The 16,028-nt window shown below is 59.3% G+C and carries 12 protein-coding genes; 11 read left to right on the plus strand and 1 reads right to left on the minus strand.

The window, feature by feature from the left end; all coding sequences use genetic code 11:
• Positions 1-260 precede the first annotated feature (260 nt).
• Positions 261-1,550 (minus strand): citrate synthase, encoded by a 1,290-nt coding sequence (gene gltA, locus H0Z09_RS20065; protein WP_003233249.1) that lies wholly within the window; start codon positions 1,548-1,550, stop codon positions 261-263.
• Between the two features lie 364 nt (positions 1,551-1,914).
• Between gltA and sdhC the strand changes: the two genes are divergently transcribed.
• The 11 genes from sdhC to H0Z09_RS20120 all read left to right on the plus strand — a co-directional run bounded on the left by sdhC (position 1,915) and on the right by H0Z09_RS20120 (position 16,022).
• Positions 1,915-2,289 carry a succinate dehydrogenase, cytochrome b556 subunit gene (gene sdhC / locus H0Z09_RS20070; protein WP_076950479.1) on the plus strand — a complete coding sequence of 125 codons (375 nt, stop codon included), beginning with the start codon at positions 1,915-1,917 and terminating at the stop codon, positions 2,287-2,289.
• Positions 2,283-2,651, plus strand: coding sequence for a succinate dehydrogenase, hydrophobic membrane anchor protein (gene sdhD / locus H0Z09_RS20075; protein ID WP_065884231.1), 369 nt, complete (start codon positions 2,283-2,285; stop codon positions 2,649-2,651). The genes sdhC and sdhD overlap by 7 nt, the downstream gene beginning before the upstream one ends.
• Before the next feature lie 3 nt (positions 2,652-2,654).
• The gene (gene sdhA, locus H0Z09_RS20080) at positions 2,655-4,427 is read left to right on the plus strand and encodes a succinate dehydrogenase flavoprotein subunit (RefSeq protein ID WP_186692874.1); all 1,773 of its coding nucleotides are present in this window, start codon (positions 2,655-2,657) and stop codon (positions 4,425-4,427) included.
• 11 nt (positions 4,428-4,438) lie between these two features.
• On the plus strand, positions 4,439-5,143 hold the full coding sequence (locus tag H0Z09_RS20085) for a succinate dehydrogenase iron-sulfur subunit (protein ID WP_003172807.1): 705 nt from the start codon (positions 4,439-4,441) through the stop codon (positions 5,141-5,143).
• Between the two features lie 262 nt (positions 5,144-5,405).
• The gene (locus H0Z09_RS20090) at positions 5,406-8,237 is read left to right on the plus strand and encodes a 2-oxoglutarate dehydrogenase E1 component (protein WP_186692876.1); all 2,832 of its coding nucleotides are present in this window, start codon (positions 5,406-5,408) and stop codon (positions 8,235-8,237) included.
• Between the two features lie 44 nt (positions 8,238-8,281).
• Complete coding sequence (gene odhB / locus H0Z09_RS20095) at positions 8,282-9,502, plus strand: 2-oxoglutarate dehydrogenase complex dihydrolipoyllysine-residue succinyltransferase (protein WP_076950482.1); 1,221 nt, start codon at positions 8,282-8,284, stop codon at positions 9,500-9,502.
• Positions 9,503-9,601: 99 nt separating this feature from the next.
• A complete protein-coding gene (gene lpdA / locus H0Z09_RS20100; RefSeq protein ID WP_186692878.1) occupies positions 9,602-11,038 on the plus strand; it encodes a dihydrolipoyl dehydrogenase in 1,437 nt (478 codons plus the stop codon).
• A 204-nt stretch (positions 11,039-11,242) separates the two neighbouring features.
• Positions 11,243-12,409 carry an ADP-forming succinate--CoA ligase subunit beta gene (gene sucC / locus H0Z09_RS20105; protein WP_003210567.1) on the plus strand — a complete coding sequence of 389 codons (1,167 nt, stop codon included), beginning with the start codon at positions 11,243-11,245 and terminating at the stop codon, positions 12,407-12,409.
• Positions 12,409-13,290 carry a succinate--CoA ligase subunit alpha gene (gene sucD, locus H0Z09_RS20110; RefSeq protein ID WP_057722677.1) on the plus strand — a complete coding sequence of 294 codons (882 nt, stop codon included), beginning with the start codon at positions 12,409-12,411 and terminating at the stop codon, positions 13,288-13,290. The genes sucC and sucD overlap by 1 nt, the downstream gene beginning before the upstream one ends.
• 447 nt (positions 13,291-13,737) lie before the next feature.
• Complete coding sequence (brnQ, locus tag H0Z09_RS20115; protein ID WP_186692880.1) at positions 13,738-15,051, plus strand: branched-chain amino acid transport system II carrier protein; 1,314 nt, start codon at positions 13,738-13,740, stop codon at positions 15,049-15,051.
• Positions 15,052-15,284: 233 nt separating this feature from the next.
• Complete coding sequence (locus tag H0Z09_RS20120; protein WP_186692882.1) at positions 15,285-16,022, plus strand: DUF599 family protein; 738 nt, start codon at positions 15,285-15,287, stop codon at positions 16,020-16,022.
• Positions 16,023-16,028: the final 6 nt, after the last annotated feature.

Below are 16,028 nucleotides of genomic sequence, written 5' to 3' on the forward strand. Positions count from 1 at the left end.
GCGCAATAGGAAATGCCCCGGTCGAATGGTCGGGGCATTTTTTTACCTGAATATCGGTGAGGGTTGGTCTGTAGTGAGCGGGCTTGCCCCGCGCTGGGCGGCGAAGCCGCCCCAAACCCATGCGCCTCGGTTCTAATTGGAGAACTGAGTGCCTCAGATGGGGCGGCTTCGCCACCCAGCGCGGGGCAAGCCCGCTCACTACAGATTGCACAAATGAATAAGGCCTCCAGAGGAGGCCTTATTCAGTAAAACTCAAGTGCTTACTTGCGATCTTCCAGCTTGGTAATGTCACGCGACTCGTAGCCGGTGTACAGCTGGCGCGGGCGGCCAATCTTGTACGGGCTGGAGAGCATTTCTTTCCAGTGGGAGATCCAGCCAACGGTCCGCGCCAGTGCGAAGATCACGGTGAACATGCTGGTTGGAATGCCGATCGCCTTGAGGATGATCCCCGAGTAGAAGTCGACGTTCGGGTACAGCGAGCGTTCGATGAAGTACGGGTCGGTCAGGGCGATCTCTTCCAGGCGCATGGCCAGTTCGAGTTGCGGATCGTTTTTGATACCCAGTTCCTTCAACACTTCGTCGCAGGTCTGCTTCATGACGGTGGCGCGCGGGTCGCGGTTCTTGTAGACCCGGTGGCCGAAGCCCATCAACTTGAACGGATCGTTCTTGTCCTTGGCCTTGGCGATGAACGTGTCGATGTTGGAGACATCGCCAATTTCATCGAGCATGGTCAATACGGCTTCGTTCGCACCGCCGTGGGCAGGGCCCCACAGTGCGGCGATGCCGGCGGCGATACAGGCGAACGGGTTGGCACCCGAAGAGCCCGCCAGACGCACGGTAGAGGTGGAGGCGTTCTGCTCGTGGTCGGCGTGGAGGATGAAGATCCGGTCCATGGCCTTGGCGAGCACCGGGCTGATCGGTTTGATCTCGCACGGCGTGTTGAACATCATGTGCAGGAAGTTTTCCGCGTACGTCAGGTCGTTGCGCGGGTACATCATGGGTTGGCCCATGGAGTACTTGTAAACCATTGCGGCCAGGGTCGGCATCTTGGCAACCAGGCGGATCGCGGAAATTTCGCGATGCTGCGGGTTATTGATGTCGAGGGAGTCGTGATAGAAGGCCGACAGGGCGCCGACTACGCCGCACATGACGGCCATCGGGTGGGCGTCGCGACGGAAGCCGTTGAAGAAGGTCTTCAACTGCTCGTGAACCATGGTGTGGTTCTTCACGGTGCTGACGAACTGGGCCTTCTGCTCGGCTGTTGGCAATTCGCCATTTAGCAGCAGGTAGCAGGTTTCCAGGTAGTCCGACTGTTCGGCGAGTTGCTCGATCGGGTAGCCGCGGTGAAGCAGAATGCCATTGTCGCCATCGATATAGGTGATCTTCGACTCGCAAGAGGCGGTCGACATGAAGCCTGGGTCGAAAGTGAAACGGCCCGTGGCCGTCAGGCCCCGTACGTCGATAACATCGGGACCAACGGTGCCGGTTAAAATGGGCAGCTCGACGGGGGCTGCGCCCTCGATGATCAACTGCGCTTTTTTGTCAGCCATGTGGCCTCCTATTTATGCTTCAAATCATCAGACAGCCCCCCACGCAGGGCCCGCACCACTATAGTGAGATAAATTCAGATGTCAATTTGCCTAAAGTCTTGCCCCAGAAGGCTTTAACCCTACTATTTCGTCGAAATTGAACGCCGTTTACGCCTTTTATCCCCCCAGCGCAATCCGCTATTAGGGTGAGGAGCGCGCGTTGTCATTAGTAACCTAACTGTCTATACTCGGCCACCGACCGCCAAGGGCTCTTGGGCTTGCTTTCATTGGGGGTCGCACTCCCTGGGTGGTGCTTACCTGACCAGTGCACTCCCCGACAACTTTGCCCTGATTGTTAGGGGCTCTTAAGTGTGAAAAAAAAGCCGTGAATAGCCAACGACCTGTAAACCTAGACCTAAGGACCATCAAACTCCCCATCACCGGCGTTACGTCGTTCCTGCACCGTGTTTCCGGCATCATCCTGTTCCTGGGCCTGGGCATCATGCTTTATGCATTGAGCAAATCCCTGGGTTCCGAGGAAGGTTTTGCCGAGGTGAAGGCATACTTGACCAGCCCGCTGGCCAAGTTCGTAGCATGGGGCCTCCTGTCCGCTCTGCTGTATCACCTGGTAGCCGGCGTGCGCCACTTGATCATGGACATGGGCATCGGTGAGACGCTGGAAGGCGGCCGCCTGGGCTCGAAAATCATCATCGCCATTTCCGTGGTGCTGATCGTTCTGGCAGGAGTTTGGATATGGTAACCAGCGTTACGAATCTGTCGCGTTCGGGCCTCTATGACTGGATGGCACAGCGTGTGTCTGCGGTCGTTCTCGCGGCTTATTTCATTTTCCTGATCGGATACCTCGTCGCAAACCCGGGCATCGGCTTTGAGCAATGGCACGGCCTGTTCGCCCACAATGCGATGCGAATCTTCAGCCTGCTGGCCCTTGTAGCCCTGGGCGCTCACGCCTGGGTCGGCATGTGGACCATCGCGACCGACTACCTGACGCCGATGGCGCTGGGCAAGTCCGCGACCGCAGTCCGTTTCCTCTTCCAGGCAGTATGCGGCATCGCGATGTTCGCTTACTTCGTCTGGGGTGTGCAGATTCTTTGGGGTATCTGATTCATGGCTAACATTCCAACTATTTCATTCGACGCCATCATTATTGGTGGCGGCGGGGCCGGCATGCGCGCTGCGCTGCAGCTGGCCCAGGGCGGTCACAAGACCGCCGTGATCACCAAGGTGTTCCCGACCCGTTCCCACACCGTATCGGCCCAGGGTGGCATCACCTGCGCCATCGCCTCCGCCGACCCGAACGATGACTGGCGCTGGCACATGTACGATACCGTCAAGGGTTCCGACTACATCGGTGACCAGGACGCTATCGAATACATGTGTCAGGAAGGCCCGGCCGCGGTGTTCGAGCTGGATCACATGGGTCTGCCGTTCTCCCGTACCGAGCAAGGCCGTATCTACCAGCGTCCATTCGGCGGTCAGTCGAAGGACTACGGTAAAGGCGGGCAGGCTGCCCGTACCTGCGCCGCATCCGACCGTACCGGCCACGCGCTGCTGCACACGCTTTACCAGGGCAACCTGAAAGCCGGCACCACGTTCCTGAACGAGTACTACGCTGTCGATCTGGTAAAGAACGGCAAGGGCGAGTTCGTCGGCGTGATTGCCATCTGCATCGAAACCGGTGAAACCACCTACATCCGCGCCAAGGCTACCGTGCTGGCGACGGGCGGTGCAGGCCGTATCTACGCGTCGACCACCAACGCCCTGATCAACACCGGCGACGGCGTTGGCATGGCGCTGCGTGCCGGCGTGCCGGTACAAGACATCGAAATGTGGCAGTTCCACCCGACCGGCATCGCCGGCGCCGGTGTACTGGTTACAGAAGGTTGCCGTGGTGAAGGTGGTTACCTGATCAACAAGCACGGCGAGCGTTTCATGGAGCGTTACGCTCCGAACGCGAAAGACTTGGCCGGTCGCGACGTGGTTGCCCGTTCGATGGTCAAGGAAATCATCGCCGGCAACGGTTGCGGCCCGAACGGCGACCACGTACTGCTCAAGCTCGATCACTTGGGCGAAGAAGTGCTGCACAGCCGTCTGCCTGGCATCTGCGAGCTGTCCAAGACCTTCGCACACGTTGACCCGGTGGTTGCTCCGGTTCCGGTTGTTCCGACTTGCCACTATATGATGGGCGGCGTGCCGACCAACATTCACGGCCAGGCGATCACCCAGAACGCCGAAGGCGTGGACGAGATCATCCACGGTCTGTTCGCCGTTGGCGAAGTGGCGTGCGTATCGGTACACGGTGCCAACCGCCTGGGCGGCAACTCGCTGCTCGACCTGGTGGTATTCGGCCGCGCTGCCGGCCTGCACCTGGAAAAGGCGCTGACCGACGGCATCGAATACGATGACGCGACCGACGCCAACATCGAAACCGCCCTGGCGCGTCTGAATGCTCTGAACGAGCGCACGGATGGCGAAGACGTGGCCACCCTGCGTCGCGAGCTGCAAAGCTGCATGCAGAACTACTTCGGTGTGTTCCGTACCGGCGAATACATGCAAAAGGGTATCGCCCAGTTGGCCGATCTGCGCGCGCGCATCGCCAACGTCAAGATCAACGATAAGAGCCAGGCGTTCAACACCGCTCGTATCGAAGCCCTTGAGCTGCAAAACCTGCTGGAAGTGGCTGAAGCGACGGCCATCGCCGCCGAGGTTCGTAAAGAATCCCGTGGTGCTCACGCCCGTGAAGACTTTGAAGACCGCGACGACGAGAACTGGTTGTGCCACACCCTGTACTTCCCGGGTGACAAGCGCGTGACCAAGCGTGCCGTGAACTTCTCGCCGAAGACGGTGCCGACGTTTGAACCGAAGATTCGGACTTACTAAGGGTGGCTGCCATGTTGAAAGTCAGTGTTTATCGCTACAACCCTGATCAGGACGCTGCGCCGTTCATGCAGGAGTTCCAGGTCGATACCGGTGGTAAAGACCTGATGGTGCTGGATGTATTGGCACTGATCAAAGAGCAGGACGAAGGTTTCTCCTATCGTCGCTCTTGCCGTGAAGGTGTGTGCGGTTCCGACGGCATGAACATCAACGGCAAAAACGGCCTGGCGTGCATCACTCCGCTGTCCGCCGTGGTCAAGGGTAACAAGCTGATCGTTCGTCCTCTGCCAGGTTTGCCGGTTATCCGTGACCTGGTCGTCGATATGAGCATCTTCTACAAGCAATACGAGAAGGTTAAGCCGTTCCTGCAGAACGACACGCCGGCTCCGGCCATCGAGCGTCTGCAATCCCCGGAAGAGCGCGAGAAGCTCGACGGTCTGTACGAGTGCATCCTGTGCGCTTGCTGCTCGACCTCCTGCCCGTCCTTCTGGTGGAACCCGGACAAGTTCCTGGGCCCGGCTGCCCTGCTGCAAGCGTACCGCTTCCTGGCAGACAGCCGTGACACCAAGACGTCCGAGCGTCTGGCTTCGCTGGATGACCCGTTCAGCGTATTCCGCTGCCGCGGGATCATGAACTGCGTCAACGTATGTCCCAAAGGCCTGAACCCGACTAAGGCCATTGGTCACATCCGTAACATGCTGCTGCAGAGCGGCGTGTAACCGGCGTTGTAGTAAAGGCAGGACCGTTGTGCCCGTAAATGCTGCGGCGCAGGCTTCAACCGGCGCCGTAGTTTTAACTTGAGCAGCGACTTACAAAGCCGCGGCTCTTATTTTGAAGAAATGAGACAAGCAGGGGCATTCGGGTTGGTACCCGAACTATCAGCGTGATCCTAAGTGGCTTGTTTTGGTCGCTGCACTTGGCCTTTTGCAAGCAAACTCGGTGTTTTCGCCGGTGGTGTCCCCAAATCGAGGGTGACCAAGCATGCAAGAAAGCGTGATGCAGCGCATGTGGAACAGCGGCTATCTTTCAGGTGGTAACGCTGCCTATGTGGAAGAGCTTTATGAGCTCTACCTGCACGACCCTAACGCTGTGCCAGAAGAATGGCGCACCAAATTTCAGACGTTGTCTTCAGACGGCAACGCTGCCACCGATGTATCGCACGCAACGATTCGCGATCAGTTTGTGCTGCTGGCAAAGAACCAGCGCCGCGCCCAACCGGTTTCCGCCGGTAGCGTGAGCAGTGAGCACGAGAAGAAGCAAGTTGAAGTATTGCGACTGATCCAGGCCTACCGGATGCGTGGCCACCAGGCGGCCCAGCTTGACCCGCTGGGGCTCTGGCAGCGTCCTGCGCCGGCTGACCTGTCGATCAATCATTACGGCTTGACCAATGCCGATCTTGATACGACCTTCCGTGCCGGCGACCTGTTCATCGGCAAAGAGGAAGCGAGCCTACGCGAAATTCACGAAGCGTTGCAGCAGACATATTGCCGCACCATCGGCGCTGAGTTCACGCACATCACCGACTCCGAGCAGCGCCACTGGTTCCAGCATCGCCTGGAAGGTGTGCGTGGCCGTCCGGTGCTGTCCGCCGACGTCCGCGGCCACCTGCTTGAGCGCGTCACCGCGGCCGAGGGCCTGGAAAAATACCTGGGTACCAAATACCCGGGCACCAAGCGTTTCGGCCTGGAAGGCGGCGAAAGCCTGATCCCGATGCTCGACGAGATGATCCAGCGTTCCGGTTCGTACGGCACCAAGGAAGTCGTGATCGGCATGGCCCACCGGGGTCGCCTGAACGTGTTGGTCAACACCTTCGGCAAGAACCCGCGCGATCTGTTCGACGAGTTCGAAGGCAAGAAGAAGGTCGAACTGGGTTCCGGTGACGTTAAATACCACCAGGGCTTCTCGTCCAACGTGATGACCACCGGCGGTGAAGTTCACCTGGCCATGGCCTTCAACCCATCCCACCTGGAAATCGTTTCTCCAGTGGTCGAGGGTTCGGTCCGTGCTCGCCAGGATCGTCGCAATGACACCACCGGTGAAAAGGTCCTGCCGATTTCCATCCACGGTGACGCGGCATTCGCCGGTCAAGGCGTGGTCCTGGAAACCTTCCAGATGTCGCAGACCCGCGGCTTCAAGACGGGCGGTACCGTTCACATCGTGATCAACAACCAGGTTGGCTTCACCATCAGCAACCCGCTGGACGCGCGTTCCACCGAGTACGCTACCGACGTTGCCAAGATGATCCAGGCGCCGATCCTCCATGTGAATGGTGATGATCCGGAAGCCGTGCTGTTCGTGACCCAACTGGCTATCGACTACCGCATGCAGTTCAAGCGTGACGTGGTGATCGATCTGGTGTGCTACCGCCGTCGCGGTCACAACGAAGCCGACGAACCAAGCGGCACCCAGCCGTTGATGTACCAGCAGATCGCCAAGCAACGCACCACCCGTGAGCTGTATGCCGAAAGCTTGACCAAGGCCGGCATTGTTGATGAGGCGCGTGTTCAGGCCAAGATCGATGAATACCGCAACGCGCTGGACAATGGTCTGCATGTTGTAAAAAGCCTGGTTAAAGAGCCGAACAAAGAGCTGTTCGTCGACTGGCGTCCGTACCTGGGCCATGCCTGGACTGCGCGTCACGATACGACCTTCGATCTGAAGACCTTGCAGGAATTGTCCGCCAAGCTGCTGGAAATTCCGGAAGGCTTCGTGGTTCAGCGCCAGGTCTCGAAAATCTACGAAGATCGTCAGAAGATGCAAGCCGGCGGCCTGCCGATCAACTGGGGTTACGCCGAAACCATGGCGTACGCAACCCTGGCGTTCGAAGGTCACCCGATCCGCATGACCGGCCAGGACATCGGCCGCGGTACGTTCTCGCACCGCCATGCCGTGCTGCACAACCAGAAAGACGCGGGCACCTACATCCCGTTGCAGAACCTGTACGCAGGCCAGCCGCGTTTCGACCTGTACGATTCGTTCCTGTCCGAAGAAGCCGTACTGGCGTTCGAATATGGCTACTCGACCACCACGCCTCAGGCGCTGGTGATCTGGGAAGCCCAGTTCGGCGACTTCGCCAACGGTGCCCAGGTGGTGATCGACCAGTTCATCACCAGCGGCGAGCACAAGTGGGGCCGCCTGTGCGGTTTGACCATGCTGCTGCCACACGGTTATGAAGGCCAGGGTCCCGAGCACTCCTCGGCCCGTCTGGAGCGTTACCTGCAGCTGTGCGCCGAGCACAACATCCAGGTGTGCGTGCCGACGACCCCGGCGCAGATCTACCACTTGCTGCGTCGCCAGGTGATCCGCCCGCTGCGCAAGCCGCTGGTCGTGCTGACACCGAAGTCGCTGCTGCGGCATAAACTGGCGGTCTCGACCCTGGAAGACCTGGCGGATGGTTCGTTCCAGACCGTTATTCCGGAAATCGACACGCTGGACGCGGCCAAGGTGACTCGCCTGGTCCTGTGCAGCGGCAAGGTTTACTACGACTTGCTGGAAAAACGCCGTGCCGAAGGCCGCGAAGACATCGCCATTGTGCGTATCGAGCAGCTTTACCCGTTCCCGGAAGACGACCTGATGGAGGCCATCGCGCCTTACACCAACCTCACCAACGTGGTGTGGTGCCAGGAAGAACCGATGAACCAGGGCGCGTGGTACAGCAGCCAGCATCATTTGCGTCGCAGCATCGGCAACCATAACAAGGCCCTGGGCCTGGAGTACGCCGGTCGTGATGCTTCTGCTGCACCTGCCTGTGGTTATGCGTCGATGCACGCCGAACAGCAGGAAAAACTGCTGCAAGATGCCTTCACTGTTTAACGCCTTCGCGCTGACTGAAACCGAATTTTAAGGACCCACAGATAATGGCTATCGAAATCAAAGCCCCGTCATTCCCGGAATCGGTTGCCGATGGCACCGTTGCCACCTGGCACAAGAAACCAGGCGAGGCCGTCAAGCGTGACGACCTGATCGTCGACATCGAGACCGACAAGGTCGTGCTGGAAGTATTGGCCGAAGCTGACGGCGTGCTGGGCGCAATCGTTGCCGAAGAGGGCGCGACCGTTCTGTCGAACCAGGTGCTGGGCTCGATCGAAGAGGGCAGCGCTGCTGCTGCGCCTGCCGCCGCCGCACCGGCTGCCGCTTCGGCTCCAGCCGCCGCTCCGGCCGCGGGTGGCGAAGACCCGATCGCTGCACCGGCTGCTCGCCAGCTGGCTGACGAGAACGGCATCAACCTGGCGTCCATCAAAGGCACCGGCAAAGATGGCCGCGTGACCAAGGAAGACGTGGTTGCCGCTGTTGAAGCCAAGAAAAACGCCCCGGCCGCCGCGCCCGTCAAGGCGGCTGCACCGGCTGCCGCCGCGCCTGTGTTCGCTGCCGGCGACCGCACCGAGAAGCGCGTGCCGATGACCCGCGTACGGGCCACCGTGGCCAAGCGTCTGGTTGAAGCACAGTCGAACATGGCGATGCTGACCACCTTCAACGAAGTCGACATGACCGAAGTCATGGCCCTGCGCTCGAAGTACAAGGACCTGTTCGAGAAGTCCCACAACGGCGTGCGCCTGGGCTTCATGTCCTTCTTCGTGAAGGCGGCTACCGAAGCGCTGAAGCGCTACCCGGCGGTCAACGCTTCCATCGATGGCACCGACATCGTTTACCATGGCTACGCTGATATCGGCGTTGCCGTCTCCAGCGACCGTGGCCTGGTGGTTCCGGTACTGCGTAATGCCGAACTGATGAGCCTGGCTGAAATCGAAGGCGGCATCGCCGGCTTCGGCAAGAAAGCCCGTGACGGCAAACTGACCATCGATGAGATGACCGGTGGTACCTTCACCATCACCAACGGTGGTACCTTCGGGTCGATGATGTCGACCCCGATCGTCAACCCGCCACAAGCCGCAATCCTGGGCATGCACAACATCATCCAGCGTCCGATGGCCATCAACGGCCAGGTCGTGATCCGCCCGATGATGTACCTGGCGCTGTCTTACGATCACCGCCTGATCGACGGTAAAGAAGCCGTGACTTTCCTGGTGACCATCAAGAATCTGCTGGAAGACCCGGCTCGTCTGCTGCTGGACATCTGATAAAGCAGCTTCATGCTGCGAGCTGCAAGCTGTAAGGAAAATCAGCTTGGCTCGCAGCTTGACGCTTGAAGCTTGTCGCTGAATAGAGGATCTATTTTCATGACACAGAAATTTGACGTTGTAGTGATTGGTGCAGGCCCTGGCGGCTACGTTGCCGCTATCAAGGCCGCACAACTGGGCCTCTCGACTGCTTGCATCGAAAAATACACCGACAAGGAAGGCAAACTGGCGCTGGGCGGTACTTGCCTGAACGTTGGCTGCATTCCTTCCAAGGCGCTGCTGGACAGCTCCTGGAAATTCCACGAAGCCCAGGATGGTTTCGCGATTCACGGCATCAACCATGCCGGCGTGACCATGGACGTACCTGCGATGGTTGGCCGTAAAGCCAACATTGTCAAAGGCCTGACCTCCGGCGTTGCGACCTTGTTCAAGGCCAACGGCGTCACTTCCCTGCAAGGCCACGGCAAGCTGCTGGCCGGCAAGAAAGTTGAAATCACCAAGCCGGACGGTTCGGTGGAAGTCATCGAAGCCGAAAACGTGATCCTGGCCCCAGGCTCGCGCCCAATCGACATTCCGCCTGCTCCTGTTGACCAGAACGTGATCGTCGATTCGACCGGCGCCCTGGAATTCCAGGCAGTGCCTAAGCGTCTGGGCGTGATCGGCGCCGGCGTGATCGGCCTGGAGCTGGGTTCGGTATGGTCCCGCCTGGGTTCCGAAGTGACCGTGCTGGAAGCCCTGGACACGTTCCTGCTGGCTGCCGACACCGCAGTGTCCAAGGAAGCCTACAAGACCCTGACCAAACAAGGTCTGGACATCAAGCTGGGTGCCCGCGTTACCGGTTCCAAGGTCAACGGCGAAGAAGTGGTCGTGACCTACACCGACAAAGACGGCGAGCAGACCATCACGTTCGACAAGCTGATCGTAGCCGTGGGTCGCCGTCCGGTGACCACCGACCTGCTGGCCGCCGACAGTGGCGTGAACATTGACGAGCGTGGCTTCATCCACGTTGATGATCAATGCGCTACCACCGTACCGGGCGTGTACGCCATCGGCGACGTGGTTCGCGGCATGATGCTGGCGCACAAGGCGTCCGAAGAAGGCATCATGGTCGTCGAGCGCATCAAGGGCCACAAAACCCAGATGAACTACGACCTGATCCCATCGGTCATCTATACCCACCCGGAAATTGCATGGGTCGGCAAGAACGAACAGCAGTTGAAAGCTGAAGGCGTTGAAGTTAACGTCGGCACCTTCCCGTTTGCCGCTTCTGGCCGTGCCATGGCAGCCAACGACACCGGTGGTTTTGTCAAAGTCATCGCTGATGCCAAGACTGACCGCGTATTGGGCGTCCACGTGATTGGCCCAAGCGCTGCGGAACTGGTACAGCAAGGCGCGATCGGTATGGAGTTCGGCACCAGTGCCGAGGACCTGGGCATGATGGTCTTCTCCCATCCGACCCTGTCCGAAGCGTTGCACGAAGCAGCGTTGGCCGTGAATGGCGGCGCCATCCACATCGCCAACCGCAAGAAGCGCTAAGCGAGATAATAAGAAACCACGGCGGAGTTGCCCGTCGTGAGCCTTGCGCGCAAGACTCACCGCGGAATATCCGCTGGACGCAGCCTTGCGCAGCTTTACGGGCCATAAGCCCCGCAAGTTGCGCAAGCAGCAGTCACAGGTGGCGCGGCACTCATAATGAGCGCAGCGCCGAATGCGCAGTACCTAACGAAGACGGTAAAAAGCATGAATCTTCACGAGTATCAGGGTAAGCAGCTGTTCGCTGAATACGGCCTGCCAGTTTCCAAGGGCTACGCAGTAGACACCCCGGAAGCAGCAGCAGAAGCCTGCGACAAGATCGGCGGCACCGAGTGGGTCGTCAAAGCCCAGGTCCACGCTGGTGGTCGCGGTAAAGCGGGCGGCGTCAAGCTGGTTCGCAGCAAAGAAGACGCCAAAGCCTTCGCACAGCAGTGGCTGGGCAAGCGTCTGGTGACTTACCAGACTGATGCCAATGGCCAGCCAGTCACCAAGATCCTGGTTGAATCGTGCACTGATATCGCTAAAGAGCTGTACCTGGGCGCTGTCGTTGACCGTTCGAGCCGTCGCATCGTGTTCATGGCTTCCACCGAAGGTGGCGTGGACATTGAAAAGATCGCCGAAGAAACCCCAGAAAAAATTCTGAAGGCCACTATCGATCCATTGGTTGGCGCACAGCCATTCCAGGGTCGCGAGCTGGCTTTCCAACTGGGTCTGGAAGGCAAGCAAGTTGCCCAGTTCGCCAAGATCTTCGTCGGTCTGGCCAAGCTGTTCCAGGATCACGATCTGGCCCTGCTGGAAGTGAACCCGCTGGTGATCAAGGCTGATGGCGATCTGCACTGCCTGGACGCCAAGATCAACATCGACGCCAACGCCATGTACCGTCAGCCTAAGCTGAAGACTTTCCACGATCCGTCGCAAGACGATCCGCGCGAAGCGCACGCCGCCAAGTTCGAACTGAACTACGTGGCCCTGGAAGGCAACATCGGTTGCATGGTCAACGGTGCCGGCCTGGCCATGGGTACCATGGACATCGTCAACCTGCATGGCGGCAAGCCAGCCAACTTCCTCGACGTAGGCGGCGGTGCTACCAAGGAACGCGTTACCGAAGCGTTTAAGATCATCCTGTCCGACTCCAACGTCGCCGCAGTACTGGTCAACATCTTCGGCGGCATCGTTCGTTGCGACATGATTGCCGAAGGCATCATCGGTGCAGTGAAAGAAGTCGGCGTTAAAATCCCGGTTGTTGTTCGCCTTGAAGGCAACAACGCTGAACTGGGCGCTAAAGTACTGGCAGAAAGCGGTTTGAACATCATCGCGGCTACCAGCCTGACCGACGCTGCTCAACAAGTTGTCAAAGCTGCGGAGGGCAAATAATGAGCGTCCTGATCAATAAAGACACCAAAGTTATCTGCCAGGGTATTACCGGTTCGCAAGGTAGTTTCCACACCCAGCAAGCCATCGAATACGGCACCAAGATGGTGGGCGGCGTAACGCCTGGTAAAGGCGGCACCGAGCACCTGGGCCTGCCCGTGTTCAATACCGTGAAAGATGCTGTAGAAAAAACTGGCGCCACCGCCAGCGTGATCTACGTTCCAGCACCTTTCTGCAAAGACTCCATCCTGGAAGCGGCATTCGGCGGCATCAAGCTGATCGTCTGCATCACCGAAGGCATTCCTACCCTGGACATGCTGGACGCTAAAGTGAAGTGCGACGAGCTGGGCGTAGTCCTGATCGGCCCTAACTGCCCAGGCGTGATCACTCCAGGCGAATGCAAGATCGGCATCATGCCGGGTCACATTCACTTGCCAGGCAAAGTCGGTATCGTTTCCCGTTCCGGCACCCTGACCTACGAAGCTGTGAAGCAGACCACTGACGCCGGTTTCGGTCAGTCGACTTGCGTCGGCATCGGCGGTGACCCGATCCCGGGCTCCAACTTCATCGACATCCTGAAGCTGTTCCAGGAAGACCCGAAGACCGAAGCGATCGTGATGATCGGTGAGATCGGCGGTTCGGCTGAAGAAGAAGCGGCTGCCTACATCAAGGCACACGTGACCAAGCCGGTTGTTTCCTACATCGCTGGTGTGACTGCCCCTGCGGGCAAGCGCATGGGCCATGCGGGCGCAATCATCTCCGGTGGCAAGGGTACTGCAGACGAGAAGTTTGCTGCCCTGGAAGACGCAGGCGTTAAAACCGTGCGTTCGCTGGCAGACATCGGCAAGGCTTTGTCCGAGCTGACTGGCTGGGCTGTCAAGTAAGCTTCGCGCTTAGCTGACGCTTCATCCACACAAAGGCCACCTTCGGGTGGCCTTTGTGCGTTCTGGCACAGCTGAATTCGCGGCTGGCGCAGATCAAAATGTGGGAGCGGGCTTGCTCGCGAAAGCGGTGTATCAGCTAGCCAATCAGGTACTGAAACACCGCTTTCGCGAGCAAGTCGAATCGTCGCACCGCCGCTCCCACATTCGATTGTATTCCAGCATTTAGATATACGAATGCGACATTGAAGTGTCGCTTATCGGACAGTCCGCCCCGCAACAGTGCGTTTGTCAGCCTGATTCGGTAACCTAGCCGCCTCTTTATGCGTCCGCCTCCCAAAAGGAAGCGGCGCGCTGGACCCGTTGGCTCCCATAAGGGCCGGCAGTATTTCCCTCATCCATAGGGAATCCCCCTCTAAATTCCGATTCAGTAGTGTGGTATTTCCTTAAATGAAAGTGTTGAAAAGCCAGGATATCCTGGCGCTTGGCTTCATGACGTTTGCCCTGTTCGTGGGCGCTGGCAACATCATCTTTCCGCCTATCGTTGGTTTGCAGTCCGGGCCGCACGTCTGGATGGCGGCGCTGGGCTTCCTGATCACCGCCGTGGGTTTGCCGGTGGTTACTGTGATTGCCCTGGCCAAGGTCGGTGGCGGCATGGACGCGTTGAGCAGCCCGATCGGCAAGATCGCCGGTGGCCTGCTGGCAGCGGCGGCGTACCTGGCGGTAGGCCCGCTGTTCGCCACCCCGCGTACCGCAACCGTATCCTTCGAAGTGGGCCTGGCGCCGCTGACCGGCGAAAGCCCGCTGGCGCTGTTTCTCTACAGCTCGGTGTACTTCCTGGTAGTGTTTTTTGTTTCCCTGTACCCCGGTCGACTGCTGGACACGGTAGGTCGCTTCCTTGCGCCGCTGAAGATCATCGCCCTGGCCATCCTCGGCATCGCCGCGTTTGCCTTGCCGGTCGGCGACGTGGGGGTCGCCACCCCGGAATACGTGGCTGCGCCGTTTTCCCAGGGTTTCATCAATGGCTACCTGACCATGGATACCCTGGGCGCCCTGGTGTTCGGCATCGTGATCGTCAACGCCATTCGTTCCCGTGGTGTCGAGTCGCCGAAGCTGATCACCCGCTACGCCATCATTGCCGGCCTGATCGCCGGCGTGGGCCTGGCCCTGGTGTACATCAGCCTGTTCCGCCTGGGCTCGGGCAGCCATGAAGTCGCCGCCGGTGCCGCCAATGGCGCCGCGGTATTGCACGCCTATGTGCAACATACCTTCGGCTCCCTGGGCAGCGGCTTCCTGGCGGTGCTGATCTCCCTGGCCTGCCTGGTCACCGCCGTGGGCCTGACCTGCGCCTGCGCCGAGTATTTCAGCCGAGTCCTGCCGTTGTCCTACAAGACCCTGGTGGTGATCCTGGCGTTGTTCTCGCTGTTCGTGTCGAACCTGGGCCTGACCAAATTGATTGCCTTCTCGATCCCGGTACTGACCGCGATCTACCCGCCCTGCATCGTGCTGGTGGCGCTGAGCTTCTGCAAAGACTTCTGGCACGAGCAGGGCCGCATAGTGGGGCCGGTGATGCTGGTGTCGTTCATCTTTGGTTGCATCGATGCGCTTAAGGGCGCGGGTTTGGCCGGCTGGATGCCATCGCAGTTGGCGAATTTGCCGCTGAGCGAGCAGGGCCTGGCGTGGCTGGTACCATCGGTGATGGTGTTGGTCGTGGCGGTGGTGGTTGATCGCATGCTGGGCAAGCGCAGCGAAGCGATCGCATAACCCATATTCGCGCAGTACTGAAATGCCCCGTATCAATCGATACGGGGCATTTTTTATGCTTATGAGACAGCGACCTTCTAAAGTTGGAACGCGGTGAATGTGGGAGCGGGCTTGCTCGCGAAAGCGGTGTATCAGTTGCCAAAGATGTTGACTGAACCACCGCTTTCGCGAGCAAGCCCGCTCCCACATTTGGACCGCGCCCGCCGCTCAATTTTTTGTGTAACAGGACCCGCATGTCGTTCATCGAAGCCAATCAGATCCACCTGCTCGCCGCACTCTGGTTCGTCCTGTGCTGGGGCGGCTACACCCGCTACGCCATCTGGAAAGCCCGCGACACGGCCTGCCTGGCCAGCGTGTTGCATCTGTACCGTCAGGACTGGATGCGCCGCATGCTGCTGCGCGACAACCGCATCGCCGATGCCAGCGTGATCGGCAACCTGGAGCGCAATGCGTCATTCTTCGCGTCCAGTACCCTGATCATCCTGGCTGGCATTCTCACCGTGCTCGGCGCCTCGGAGCGCGCGGTGTCGCTGTTGGCGGACATCCCCATGGTGCAGCAGGCCTCCCAGGGCATGTCGGAAATCAAGCTGCTGTGCCTGGCGCTGGTATTCGTCTATGCGTTCTTCACGTTCAGCTGGTGCATGCGTCAGTACAACTTCGCAGCGGTGCTGGTCGGCTCGGCACCGATGGTCGGTGAGCGGCACGTGTCGGAGCAGGAGCGCAACGCGTTTGCCCTGCGCGCGGCGCGGGTGATTTCCATGGCCGCCAACCAGTTCAACTTTGGCCTGCGCGCTTATTACTTCGGCATGACCATGCTGGCGTGGTTTGTCAGCCCCTGGTTGTTCATGTTGATGAGCAGTGGGGTGGTGTTGGTGCTGTATCGCCGGGAGTTTCATTCCGACGTTCTGCAAGTGATGGTGTATACCCAGACGGATACACCGCCGGCCGAAGCTGTTAAAGACGCGGCTTGATTAACC

Source organism: Pseudomonas sp. SWRI18, assembly GCF_014268345.1.
Taxonomy (GTDB): Bacteria; Pseudomonadota; Gammaproteobacteria; order Pseudomonadales; family Pseudomonadaceae; genus Aquipseudomonas; species Aquipseudomonas cedrina.